Raw genomic sequence first — 13,047 nt, 5'->3', positions numbered from 1 at the left:
GACACTAAAGCCGACTACAACACCGTTTTATGCCCTACGTCACAACTGTCTGACAATAAGCCGTACGACACATTTACGACCCCTCGCCTAGCTCAATTCGCGCAGTAGTTATTGATAATCATTTTCAGTACGCTAATCTTGTCGGGTGACTTCTACCGAATTTTCTGATAGCACCACCGAGACCACTCCCGTCACCGTCCTGTCCGGATTCCTGGGCGCCGGCAAGACCACCCTCCTCAACAACCTCCTGGCAAACTCACAGGGGCGCAAAATCGCGGTCATCGTCAACGACTTCTCGGAAGTCAACGTCGACGCCGCCCTCATCGAGCAAGGCACATATCTCGAGCGCGGCGAGGACCGTTTCATCGAAATGTCCAACGGCTGCATCTGCTGCACGCTGCGAGATGACCTCGTTGAAAACGTCGGCAAGCTCGCGCGCAGCGGCAAGTTCGAGCACATCGTCATCGAATCCACCGGCATCTCCGAGCCCATGCCAGTCGCCGCTACCTTCGAGTGGGAATTCGACGACGGCCGTCGCCTCGCCGACATCGCCCCCATCGACACGATGGTCACGCTCGTCGACGCCTCTACATTCCTCGACAGTCTCCGCCAGGGACGCGCACTGCCTGACGACGAACGCACGGTCGCCGACCTCCTCGTCGACCAGGTGGAATTCGCCGATCTCATCCTCATCACCAAATCCGACCTCGCCGGCGAAAAGCTCACCGGCGGTACCGAGGAAACGATCCGCGCAATGAACCCCCGCGCACGCATCGTCCGCGTGACTAACGGCGAAATCGCCACCTCTGCCATTCTCGACGCATCGCTTTACGACGAAGGTACCGCGGCCACTTTCCACGGATATGCAGAAGAACTTGCGAATCCCCACACGCCGGAGACTGAAGAATACGGCATTTCTTCGGTTGTTTTCCGAGGCAATCGACCCTTCGACCGCGAACGACTAATCAAGGCTCTCCGCGGCACAAAGGGGCTCGTACGATCCAAGGGGCACTGCTGGATTTCCGACCGCCTCGAAGTCGCCCACGTGTGGAGTCAGGCGGGGCCGAACCTGAAAATCACCCCTGCCGTCATGTGGGCGCAGACCGATGTCCCACCATCCAATGAGGTCGTACTCATCGGTGTGAAATTTAACCCAGAGGCCACACTGCAAGCGTTCGAGGATGCCATGCTGACCGACGAAGAAGTGCGGGAATTGCTGTAACAAAGCCCCTGGAAGAGCGCCGATAAACGACCCGCTGAAGCGATCAGAGTGTCATAAATCACTTCTCAACCTGCGGGTGTGGCAACACACTGTTAGCGCATGCTAGGTTAGGCGACAAAACTAAAGTCGAACAGTCTATCTAGGAGATGACATGTCTGATCGCATCGCACATGCCGGTTTGCGCGGCAAGGTAATGACCGCCGACGAGGCTGCACAGTTTATCAATCATGGTGATGCCCTCGGCATCTCTGGCTTCACCGGTGCTGGCTACCCGAAGGCTCTGCCGACTGCGCTGGCAAACCGCGGCAAGGAACTCCACGCCAAGGGTGAAGAGTTCGCTGTCGACATCTACACTGGCGCTTCCACTGCCCCGGACTGTGACGGCGTGATGGCAGAAGCTGACATCATCCGCTACCGCATGCCGTACCAGGGCGATCCGGCACTGCGTAAGTCCATCAACTCGGGCAAGGCGAAGTACCAGGACATCCATCTCTCCCACTCCGCGCTGTACATCGAGCAGGGCTTCCTGCCGATTGACGCCGCAATTGTTGAGGTCACTCGTATTACGGAAGATGGACACCTCGTTCCGTCGTCAAGCGTTGGCAACAACGTCGAGTGGATGGACAACGCTGACAAGATCATCATTGAGGTCAACTCGTGGCAGTCCGAGGAACTCGAGGGCATGCACGACATCTACCGCATTCAGCACCTGCCTAACCGCACGCCGGTGCCGATCAACGCTCCGGGTGACCGCATTGGCACCCCTTACATCGACATCAACCTGGACAAGGTTGTCGCAGTTGTCGAGACCAACGCGCCGGACCGCAACTCCCCGTTCAAGCCGTTGGATGAGACCTCGAAGGCCATTGCCGGCCACTTCCTCGACTTCCTCGAGGGCGAAGTTCGCGCGGGTCGCCTGGCTTACGACCAGTACATCATGCAGTCGGGCGTCGGTAACGTTCCGAACGCCGTGATGGCGGGTCTGTTGGACTCCAAGTTTGAGAACATCAAGGCCTACACCGAGGTTATTCAGGACGGCATGATTGACCTGATTGACGCAGGTAAGATGACCGTCGCTTCGGCTACCTCCTTCTCCCTGTCTCCGGAAGCTGCCGAGCGTATGAACAACGAGGCTGCTCGCTACCGCGAGAACATCATTCTGCGCCCGCAGCAGATTTCTAACCACCCGGAGGTTGTCCGTCGCGTCGGCCTGATCGCCACCAACGGCATGATTGAGGCCGACATCTACGGCAACGTCAACTCCACCCACATCAACGGCTCCCGAATGATGAACGGCATCGGTGGTTCCGGTGACTTCACCCGTAACGCCTTCGTTTCTTCGTTCATCTCGCCGTCGCTGGCGAAGGACGGTGCGATTTCGACTATCGTTCCGTTCGCTTCGCACATTGACCACACCGAGCACGACGCCATGGTCATCATCACCGAGCGTGGATTCGCTGACCTGCGTGGCCTGGCACCACGTGACCGCGTGGCGAAGTTGATTTCCGTTGCACACCCGGAGTACCAGCCACTGCTGGAGGAGTACTACGAGCGCGCGCTGAAGACCGCTCCGGGCATGTCTACCCCGCACGATCTGCGTACTGCTTTCGACTTCCACGTCAACATGATTGAGAAGGGCTCGATGAAGGGCTAGGCAGTAGGGCTACGGCTGCATAGATCAGCTGGGAAACAAAAATCCCCTCCATGCGGAGGGGATTTTTCATGCAGTAGAAGCTGCGCTAGAGACTAGCTCTAAAACGTCTAGGCGCTCAGAACTAGTCCAGCTCAAGCTGCAGAGCGTGGGTAGCGGAGATCTCCTCGGTAATCTTTTCGACGAGCTCCTCCGGAACCTCCTTGGAAACGCGCAGCACCAGGATGGCAGTCTGATCTGCTTCCTGCGGAGACAGAGCAGCAGCCTCGATGTTGATGCCGGACTCACCCAGGGTGGTAGCAACGCAACCCAGAGCGCCCGGAACGTCCTTGTACAGCAGGAAGAGGTTACGGCCCTGAGCACGCATGTCGATGCCGCGGCCATTGATACGGACAATCTTCTCGACGCGGTTCAGGCCAGTGAGAGCACCAACGACGGTAGCGGTGGAGCCATCAGCACCGATGACCTTGACTTCGAGAACGGAGCGGTGGGAGACGGACTCCGGCTCGGTCTCGACAGTGAAGGTCACACCACGCTCTTCTGCGATACGCGGAGCGTTGACGAAAGTGACCGGCTCTTCCACCATGAGGGAGAACAGTCCACGGATTGCTGCCATACCCAGAACGTTAACGTCCTCAGTGTGCAGCTCACCGCGAGCGGTGACCTCAACAGCGGCCGGAGCGCCCTCGAGCAGACCGCCAGCAACCAGCCCCAGCTCACGAGCCAGCTCGAGCCACAGGGCCACCTCTTCACCGACAGCGCCACCGGAAACGTTGACAGCATCCGGGACGAACTCGCCAGCCAGTGCCAGCAGCACGGACTTAGCGACATCGGTACCCGCACGGTCCTGAGCCTCAACGGTGGAGGCACCCAGGTGCGGAGCACAAACAGTTTCCGGCAGACCAAACAGCGGGGAATCCGTGCACGGCTCGGTCGCGTATACGTCGAAGCCAGCACCGCGGATGTTGCCTGCCTTGATCGCGTCGGCAAGCGCCTGCTCGTCGACGAGACCGCCGCGGGCAGCGTTGATGATGATCTGGCCCTTCTTGGCCTTGCCCAGGAGCTCAGCATCGAACATGCCAGCGGTTTCCTTGGTCTTCGGCAGGTGGATGGTCACGAAATCAGCGCGAGCCATCAGGTCTTCCAGCTCAACCAGCTCAACACCGAGCTGAGCAGCACGAGCCGGGTTCGCGTACGGATCGTACGCAATGATGTTGGTCTCGAAAGCAGCGAGACGCTGCGCAAACAGCTGGCCGATGTGACCGAAACCGACGATACCGACGGTCTTGCCGAAGATTTCGACACCCTTGAAGGAAGAGCGCTTCCACTCTCCCTCACGCAGGGACGCGTCCGCAGCCGGCAACTGGCGAGCGGTGGCCAGCAGCAGTGCGATTGCGTGCTCACATGCAGAGTGAATATTAGAGGTCGGAGCGTTGACAACCATGACGCCGCGCTTGGTAGCGGTATCGATGTCGACGTTATCCAGGCCAATGCCGGCGCGACCGACGATCTTCAGATTCGGAGCAGCCTCGAGGACTTCCTGATCCACGGTGGTAGCGGAGCGGACGAGAAGTGCGTCAGCATCACCAACCGCAGCCAGGAGCTCAGCGCGGTTCGGGCCATCTACCCAACGGACCTCAACGGAATCCCCCAATGCGTCCACAGTGGACTGTGCCAGCTTGTCGGCGATGAGGACAACGGGGCGAGCGTTCTGGCTCACAAGCATCTCCTGGTTTGTCTCGAAAAGTTTATGCAGTATGTGCGGTGTCACTTAAGAAAACTACTAAAGCGTGCACGCGCATTACGTCTCATCATAAACTCTGGGGGTGAGACACGGGGGGACTTACCTAAGCAAAACGGCGCTTACTACCCTTTGTTTAGGGAGTAAGCGCCGTTGCCCCCGACATTCAAGTCGGCAAATATTTCGCGTTATATTTTTATTTCTGCTGGTCTATAACCTACTGGTACGTAACCAACCACGGACGCGGCTCGATGTTCATGGTCTCCTCAGGAGTAAACATCGGCTGATCCTCGTCGATGAAGTTCTTCCACGCCTCGAAAATCTCCGGCTGCAAATCCTGCAGCATGACGTTCCAGGTCTCAAACTTCTCCTGCGCGGTGCCATGGCCGTCGGCATGCAGAACGAATGCGAGCTCCGGGTGCGACAGATCCAGCGTCTCACGGTCGCGAATCATCTGTAGCTGGAACTGGTGCAGCATCAGCATCTTCTGCGGAAGGTTGTTCTTACGAGTTAGCTCAGCCAGCCAATCAGCAACGCGGTTGACTTCTTCAGCCTTAACGTGACCAACCTGGGTCGCCGGAACCTGCCCCGGTTCCATCTTCCACTCCGGGTCCAGCGCCAGACCGACGTTTGGCATCTTCAGCAGTTCTTCGTAGAACTTGGCCTGGTCCAGGAAGTCTGCACTACCCGGCTGCAGGTCGATGATGACGTAGCCGCCGGCCTTGGTCATGGCCTCGACGTACGGCTTCAGAGTCTCAACCGGAGCTGGCTCGGAGTAGTCACCGCGTGGACCCGGGTCAGCCTGCGCGACCGAAGCGATAATCTCGAAGGCCGGCAGTACCGGGTCATCAGCGAACTTCTCGTACTGCTTGACGTAGTCCTTCGCACGTGCGACGGCATCCTCCGGATCATCCTCGCCCATCACGCCCAATGGAGCGACACCTGGGTGACCATACGTTGCAATCAGATGACGACCGGGGAACAGCAGTGTGCCTCCACCTGGCAGCTCCTTAACCTTGTCATCTTTGGCAAGCTCGATGGACTGATCAAACTTGTCCTTATCGCCGAAAACCTTACCCAGAGCAATCAGGGACTCGCCGTCGCGAGCAGCGGAAATCGACTCAGAGGTAGCACGCGCGTCGCCCACCGGCAACCAACTGACCTTCAGGCCAGCGGCACGGGCCGTAGCAATGGAGGCCAAACCGGTACCCGGTGCGGCCAGTGCCAATGTGTCCTTGACCTCCTTCGGAGATCCCTTCGGCAGGGTGACGCTCTCCTGTCCCTTGTCGTCCTGCCCATCGCTGGCGCGATCCTGAGCCTCCTGGTTGGCTGCCCCATCCTTCGTTGCATCGCCCTCGACGACAGTTGGCTTCTCCGGATCCATCTCAACGACAGCGCGAGTCGGCTTCGACTCCGTCTCCTTGAGAACCTTAAACTCGGTACCGACGAGCTCCTTAAGGCCATCGGTCGTACCCGGATCCGCAATGATCTGACGGCCCTCTTCCCCAGTCAGGTCAACTGCCCCCACAGTAAGGACTGTCTTTGCGCCCAGGCGGTCAATCTCTTTTTCCACATCGGCGATATCGGCGCCGGTATCACGGCCACGAGCATCCTTCTTCGGGCTCTTGGCGGTACTGTCATCTTCCGCATCTTCGGCAGAACCAGCCACTAGCATCGGCAGACCAGCAGCAACCGCGATGCCTGCCGCCCTACGCTGCTCAGCAGAGCCTGCCGAGGAAACGACAACCGCTTCCGAACTGTCGATCAGGCTTTCCGACGCTGCGATGTCGTCGCTAAGCACCGTCGATTCAGCGTCCACCTTCTTCGTGGAAACAGCGCTGTCGGAATTTCCACACGCGACCAAGGCGCTTGACCCCAACGCCAGGCTGACCGTCAGGGCAACGGTTGCCGTCACGCGCCGCGTCATTGCGGATACTCGCACATTTACCTCCGTGAAATGATTTGATTTCAACGATTAGACTATCGAACGTCTTTGTTGAGGGAGACCTTTCAACCCAGATTAGAACCCCGGATAGGACTGGGGCTACACCCGTTTGGCAGTAGTTGCTTTTGGCTCAGACGTTTATTCCACACGTCTACCCCACACGGTTCAGTGAAAGAATACTAGTGAGAGAGATACGAAAAGGGCCTCATCACGGCGGTGAAGCTCAGTGATGAAGCCCTACTTCGCGAACAAGCGAGGGATTCGCTTAAGCAACAAACTTAGGCAGTCTCAGCGCGAGCGTCGACCTTAACCCAGCTCATCAGGTCGCGCAGCTTGGAGCCGACCTCTTCAATCTGGTGGTTGTTGTAGGAAGCGCGCAGGTCCTCGAGCTCCTTGTTGCCGCCCTCGACGTTGGCAATCAGGCGCTTGGTGAAGGTGCCGTCCTGAATGTCAGACAGAATCTCGCGCATGTGCTGCTTGGTATCAGCGGTAATAACGCGCGGGCCAGACAGGTAGCCACCGAACTCAGCGGTGTCGGAGACCGAGTAGTTCATGTTGGCAATACCGCCCTCGAACATCAGGTCAACAATCAGCTTCAGCTCGTGCAGGCACTCGAAGTATGCCATCTCCGGCTCGTAGCCAGCTTCAACCAGAACCTCGAAACCGACCTTGACCAGTTCCTCGGTGCCACCACAGAGAACAGCCTGCTCACCGAAGAGGTCGGTCACAGTCTCTGCCTCGAAGGTGGTCGGGATAACGCCAGCGCGGGCGCCACCGATAGCTGCAGCGTAGGACAGAGCCAGGTCGCGGCCCTCGCCCTTCGGGTCCTGGTCAACGGCAATCAGGCACGGAACGCCCTTGCCATCGACGAACTGACGACGAACCAGGTGACCCGGGCCCTTCGGAGCAACCATACCGACGGTGATGTTGTCAGCCGGCTTGATGAGGTCGAAGTGGATGTTCAGACCGTGGCCGAAGAACAGCGCGTCGCCGTCCTTCAAGTTCGGCTCGATGTCCTCGCTGTAAACCCTTGCCTGGGTGGTGTCCGGAACCAGCACCATAATGACGTCTGCCCATGCAGCGGCATCTGCGTTGGACTTAACCTCGAAGCCAGCTTCCCGAGCCTTCACAGCGGACTTGGAGCCTTCACGCAGACCGATAACAACCTCGACACCGGACTCGCGCAGGTTCTGAGCGTGAGCGTGGCCCTGGGAACCGTAGCCCAGGATGGCAACCTTACGTCCCTGGATGATGGACAGATCAGCATCGTCGTCGTACAGCAGTTCAATAGCCATTAAAGTTAGCCTCTTTTCGAATCGGATTCGTTAAAAATCTTAGCGTTTAGTTGTTAGCGGGCCTGGAGCATCGGCTTCGGCCCACGTGCCATTGCGACGGTACCGGACTGAATGAGCTCACGGATACCAAACGGCTCGAGGACCTCCAGCAGGGCTACAAGCTTCGAGCGCTCACCCGTCGCCTCAATGATGACAGACTCTTGAGAAACGTCCACCACACGGGCACGGAAGAGATTGGCGGCATCGACTACCTGCGGACGATTGGTGTTGTCGCAGGAAACCTTCACCATCAGCAGTCCGCGCGACACCATGGTCTCTGGGGGCTGGCGGACCACTTTCAGCACGGGCACCAGCTTGTTCAGCTGCTTAGTGATCTGTTCGATCGGCAGCGTCTCCGTCTCAACCACGACGGTGATGCGGTTGACTCCCTCGGTCTCAGTTTCACCCGAGGTAATCGACTGGATGCTGAAACCTCGACGGGTGAACATGCCCGCAATGCGGACCAGAATACCCGGCTCATCGAGGGTCAACACGGATAGAGTGTGCAGTTCAGCCATTTTGGGACTCACTTCCTGTTGCTTCGGATCCCGATTAGCGGGTCTTCATGGACGGGTGGTTAGCGTCGGGCTGCTTCGCGGCGTCCTCGGCGTTGTCCACAACAGTGCCGTGGATGTCAGCCGGGGCCTCAGCTGCTGAATTCTCATCGTTGAACAGCGGGCGCAGACCGCGGGCGTATTCGACCTCATCATTGGACTTGCCAGCTGCCACCATCGGCCACACCTGAGCATCCTCACCGACAATGAAGTCAATAACCACCGGTCGGTCATTAATCTCGCGTGCCTTCTTAATCGCCGCCGCGACATCTTCCTTCTTGGTCACGCGGATCGCCACGCAGCCAAGCCCCTCGGAGAGCTGGACGAAGTCCGGCAGGTAGGAGTTATCCTCCGGGCGCAGCTTGGTGTTGGAGTAGCGCTGATCGTAGAACAGCGTCTGCCACTGACGAACCATGCCCAGATTACCGTTGTTAATCAAGGCAACCTTGATGGGAAAACCTTCCATTGCACAGGTGGTCAGCTCTTGATTGGTCATCTGGAAGCAACCATCACCGTCGATGGCCCAGACTTCCTTTTCTGGAGCAGCCGCCTTGGCACCCATCGCAGCCGGGATTGAGTAGCCCATCGTGCCGGCACCACCGGAGTTAAGCCAGGTGCGCGGGTTCTCGTACTGGACGAACTGCGCTGCCCACATCTGGTGCTGGCCGACGCCAGCGGCATAGATGGCCTCTGGACCAACGATGTCGGACAGAGTCTGAATTACAAACTGCGGAGCGATTGCACCATCAGCGGGCTCTTCCCACCCGAGGGGGAACTCGTCGCGGAGACCGTCGAGAAGCTTCAGCCAGTCGGCAATCTGCGGGCGACTAAGACCGAGCTTGGTGTAGGACTCGCTAAGTGCGGCAAGGACCTCGCGGGCATCGCCGACGATGGGAACATCAACTTCGCGGAGCTTGCCAATCTCTGCCGGGTCAATGTCGGCGTGGATTACCTTCGCGTTCGGCGCGAAGGAATTCAGATCACCGGTAACACGGTCGTCGAAACGCGCGCCGATAGTGATGAGCAGGTCGGACTTCTGCAGAGCAGCGACGGCTGACACCTTGCCGTGCATGCCCGGCATACCCATGTGCAGCGGGTGCGAGTCCGGGAATGCGCCGCGAGCCATCAGCGTGGTCACGACCGGAACCCCAGTCTGCTCGGCGAACTCGACCAGCTCCTTGGAAGCATCGGCCTTAATGACGCCACCACCGATGTAGAGCACCGGACGCTTTGCCGCAGCAATCATCTCAGCGGCTTCGTCGATCTGTCGCTGGTGCGGGGTTGTCACCGGACGGTAACCCGGCAGGTTGATCTCCGGTGGCCAGGTGAAGTCGATCATCGTGTTCTGGAGGTCCTTCGGGACATCGACCAGAACCGGACCTGGACGACCAGAAGAAGCCAGGTGGAATGCCTCAGCGAGCGCGCGCGGGATGTCCTCAGCTTCGGTGACCATGAAGTTGTGCTTCGTAATCGGCATGGTCACACCGCGGATGTCAGCCTCCTGGAAAGCGTCAGTACCCAGCAGCGGGCGACCGACCTGACCAGTGATAGCGACAACCGGAACGGAGTCCATCTGAGCATCCGCGAGCGGGGTCACCAGGTTAGTAGCACCCGGGCCGGAAGTCGCGATACAGACACCAACCTTGCCGGAAACCTGCGCGTAACCAGTGGCAGCGTGGCCAGCTCCCTGCTCGTGGCGCACCAGGACGTGGCGGAGCTTTTCCGAGTCATAAATCGGATCGTAGAGCGGAAGCACTGCACCACCGGGAATACCGAAGGCTACCTCGACGCCGAGCTCTTCAAGGGATCGGACAATGGCTTGTGCACCAGAAATTCGCTCGGGGGCGCTGGTGCGCGCCTTAGCCGCGAATTGGGCGGGCGATGGGGTGTGCTGCTCGTGCGCGTTCACGATTTCGCTCCTGGATCATGGTGGGCAACTACTCAACACACATTCACGCAAAGAAGCTACGAATGTGGCGTTGGCTACAACCCTAACGTCCACATAGTGAGAAGTCAATCCCGTCAATTGGACACGCCACCCGTATCACACCCCGAGCACCCACCCGATTCCAACGAGAACCCCGCCCCAACTTTGGGAATCACTCTACCCAGAAACTCCCCGACCACGACCCCGGGGACACCCAAGCCTGCACACCCGAGCCCTACACGCCCGAGCCCCGCAAGCCCCAAGTCCAAAGCTCGTCTTTATGCATAATTCTTTACCTTTAAACTCAGCGCATATTAAGGCGAACGACCTACGGTGGATGGCATGGAATTCTTGCAATACATGTTGTTACGGACATGGCAATGGGTGGCCAATAACGGCCTTGCCATCGCATGTCTGGCCATTCTGCTAATTCTTGTTCCCCGTATCCGACGTTTCGTTCTGGCAATTGCGGACGGAAACATCTCCTCTTCAGAGGAGCAGTCCAAGGGACGGCGCGCACTGATTGGCGCTGTGGTTTACATCGTCGAAGTCATTGCATACTTCGTCTTAATCATCGCGATTCTGTCGAAATTCGGAATCTCACTGACCGCCGCCGCTATCCCCGCGACGGTTGTTTCCGCCGCTGTTGGTTTTGGCGCACAGGGAGTCATCGCCGACTTCCTTGGCGGACTGTTCATCATCGCCGAGAAGCAGTACGGCATCGGAGACTGGGTAGAGTTTCACTCCCCTTCGGGCACTGTCCAAGGTGACGTAGTCAATATGACATTGCGCGCCACCACGATCCGAACCCTCAACGGCGAGGAAATCATCGTGCCGAACTCCGAGGCACGCATGTGTATCAACTACTCCTCACAGTGGTCCCGTGCTGTTGTTGAAGTTCCCGTACCGATGACCGCCGGTGGCTCCATTAAGGACCTGGAAGAGCGCACTGTCGCCGCCGCCAAGAGTGCCATCGCACTGGACTCCGTCAAGGATGCAGTTCTCTCCGAGATCAAGCTGCAGTCCTCCACGGAGCTCAATCCGCCGACGGTTATGGGCCTGCCGTGGACCGTCACTATGCGCTTGATTGTCGACTGCAAACCGGGCGACCAATGGCTCATCGAGCGCGCCATCCGCGCCGCAGTCATCGACACTTGGTGGGATGACTACGGCGAGCGCGCCCAACAGACCCCGTTTGCTCCCGCCGAAGAAATCACCGGTCATGTCCGCGATGACACGATGATCGAACAGCTCAGGCAGGCCGATGCTAAGCAAGAGAAAAAACAACAGCTTGACGACGGCGACAGCGCTCCAACCGAAGTTGTCGAAGCGGTAGCGGACACTACTGCCCAGCCGGATACCGCAGAAACCAAACTGATGGAAACTCAGACCGTCGATAAGCAAGACGGGAACGAGCGATCCGACCTGCCGCATGCGGGTGCTGACCTCGATGATGCTCGACGCGAGCAAGAGGACAGCGGAAGCAACAACGCCATCCGCAAGCTGGTTAGCCACCCTGACTGGAAGACGCTCACGACGCGCCAGAAAATCCGGCGAATCCTCTCTGCAGGTGGACGTGCTCGCGTTTCGACAATCATGCTCTTGGCAACCCTAATTGTCCTCGGCGTTTTGAACCTGATGACAGTCGAAACTGAGGACGGCCCATCTGGATGGTTGGCACCGAGCAGGTGGAGCGATCGGGTAACGACACAGGAAGAGGACCCGGAAGAGTCGTCAGCTCCGCAGTCATCGAACCAGCCGACTAGCACTACACAGAGTGTGCAGCCCACCGAGACTTCGCAGCAGACTCAGACGCCACAGAATCAGCCGTCCGAGACTTCACAGCAGCCTCAGAGCACGCAGAACCGCGCACCTTCGACCGCCACCTCCACCGAGCCGGACTCTGACCAGAGCAACACCGACAACGAGAGCTCTGGCGGATCACAGTCGACAGACTCCACTAACAACGCGGAACCGAACTCCGCTGATACGCAATAACGCGCAACCGCCCACCGTGCATTGGCGAATCCGAACTACCCGCTACAATCAAAGGCCATGACTGACTCGACTCCACAGCCAAAAATTGCGACGCAGCGATTTCGCCCACAGAAGACGCATCTGTTCATCGTTGCGTTCATGCTCGTGCTGTGTGTAATTGCCACCGGTTTTGCCCCGTGGCTGGCCGTTACCTTCCTGGCACCGTTGATTTATACGCTTTGGATTTTCCGAGTACGCACCACTGTGGGACCACGCGGTATCACCGCGGTGTACCTATTGGCCAAGCGCCGCTCGGTGCCCTGGAGCGAATTTGCGGGCATCTTCTTCAACAAGGGCGGTCGCGCCTTTGCAGTGACCAAGTCCGATGAGCGCATCGCCCTGCCGGCCATCTCTTTTAATTCGCTACCGGAGTTGAAGGAAGCCACCGGCGGTCTGATTCCAGATCCGATTGCTTCGGCTCGCATGGCGGAAAATGACAAGGTCGAGGTTTTCGACCGCGATGGCTACTCGGTAATGAAGAAGGTCAGTGAGGTTGAGGCCGATGCCAAGGCTAAAAGCGCTAAAGCCAAAGGTGCCAAGCCTAAAAGTGACACCACTGCCGAGTAACATATAAGCAGTCCACAAAGCCCCTAAATCTCATTATGCGGACACTAGTGACCACGAAATGAGACATTA

General features: G+C 58.4%; 9 protein-coding genes. 4 read left to right on the top strand and 5 right to left on the bottom strand.

The window, feature by feature from the left end; all coding sequences use genetic code 11:
* Window positions 1-145 precede the first annotated feature (145 nt).
* Both QP995_RS00985 and scpC read left to right on the top strand, forming a co-directional pair.
* A complete protein-coding gene (locus QP995_RS00985) occupies window positions 146-1,222 on the top strand; it encodes a GTP-binding protein (protein WP_049172106.1) in 1,077 nt (358 codons plus the stop codon).
* A gap of 151 nt (window positions 1,223-1,373) precedes the next feature.
* Entirely contained in the window at window positions 1,374-2,876 is a 1,503-nt protein-coding gene (gene scpC / locus QP995_RS00980; protein WP_049172105.1) for a succinyl-CoA:acetate CoA-transferase ScpC, read from the top strand.
* 121 nt (window positions 2,877-2,997) lie between these two features.
* Here scpC and serA read toward each other — a convergent pair whose 3' ends face one another.
* The 5 genes from serA to QP995_RS00955 all read right to left on the bottom strand — a co-directional run bounded on the left by serA (window position 2,998) and on the right by QP995_RS00955 (window position 10,356).
* Window positions 2,998-4,593, bottom strand: a complete 1,596-nt coding sequence (gene serA, locus QP995_RS00975; protein WP_284852823.1) for a phosphoglycerate dehydrogenase — start codon at window positions 4,591-4,593, stop codon at window positions 2,998-3,000.
* Window positions 4,594-4,831: 238 nt separating this feature from the next.
* A complete protein-coding gene (locus tag QP995_RS00970) occupies window positions 4,832-6,556 on the bottom strand; it encodes a hypothetical protein (protein WP_049194074.1) in 1,725 nt (574 codons plus the stop codon).
* A gap of 281 nt (window positions 6,557-6,837) precedes the next feature.
* Window positions 6,838-7,854 carry a ketol-acid reductoisomerase gene (gene ilvC, locus QP995_RS00965; protein WP_049194075.1) on the bottom strand — a complete coding sequence of 339 codons (1,017 nt, stop codon included), beginning with the start codon at window positions 7,852-7,854 and terminating at the stop codon, window positions 6,838-6,840.
* A gap of 53 nt (window positions 7,855-7,907) precedes the next feature.
* A complete protein-coding gene (gene ilvN / locus QP995_RS00960; protein WP_048735338.1) occupies window positions 7,908-8,411 on the bottom strand; it encodes an acetolactate synthase small subunit in 504 nt (167 codons plus the stop codon).
* A gap of 34 nt (window positions 8,412-8,445) precedes the next feature.
* Window positions 8,446-10,356, bottom strand: a complete 1,911-nt coding sequence (locus tag QP995_RS00955) for an acetolactate synthase large subunit (protein WP_069358810.1) — start codon at window positions 10,354-10,356, stop codon at window positions 8,446-8,448.
* A 360-nt stretch (window positions 10,357-10,716) separates the two neighbouring features.
* On the opposite strand from QP995_RS00955, the gene QP995_RS00950 reads away from it, so the two are divergent.
* Window positions 10,717-12,372 (top strand): mechanosensitive ion channel domain-containing protein, encoded by a 1,656-nt coding sequence (locus QP995_RS00950; protein WP_284852822.1) that lies wholly within the window; start codon window positions 10,717-10,719, stop codon window positions 12,370-12,372.
* 57 nt (window positions 12,373-12,429) lie between these two features.
* Entirely contained in the window at window positions 12,430-12,978 is a 549-nt protein-coding gene (locus QP995_RS00945) for a PH domain-containing protein (protein ID WP_070437865.1), read from the top strand.
* The last annotated feature ends 69 nt before the right edge of the window (window positions 12,979-13,047 follow it).

The sequence above is a fragment of the Corynebacterium sp. MSK032 genome, from assembly GCF_030232065.1.
Lineage (GTDB): Bacteria > Actinomycetota > Actinomycetes > Mycobacteriales > Mycobacteriaceae > Corynebacterium > Corynebacterium jeikeium_D.
This window is presented reverse-complemented; position numbering and strand designations above follow the sequence as displayed.

What these genes read in the sequence shown, in the direction of transcription:
- ilvN (WP_048735338.1), bottom strand. Translation starts at nt 8,411, where the DNA reads ATGGCTGAACTGCACACTCTATCCGTGTTGACCCTCGATGAGCCGGGT.
- QP995_RS00945 (WP_070437865.1), top strand. Translation starts at nt 12,430, where the DNA reads ATGACTGACTCGACTCCACAGCCAAAAATTGCGACGCAGCGATTTCGC.
- ilvC (WP_049194075.1), bottom strand. Translation starts at nt 7,854, where the DNA reads ATGGCTATTGAACTGCTGTACGACGACGATGCTGATCTGTCCATCATC.
- scpC (WP_049172105.1), top strand. Translation starts at nt 1,374, where the DNA reads ATGTCTGATCGCATCGCACATGCCGGTTTGCGCGGCAAGGTAATGACC.
- QP995_RS00950 (WP_284852822.1), top strand. Translation starts at nt 10,717, where the DNA reads ATGGAATTCTTGCAATACATGTTGTTACGGACATGGCAATGGGTGGCC.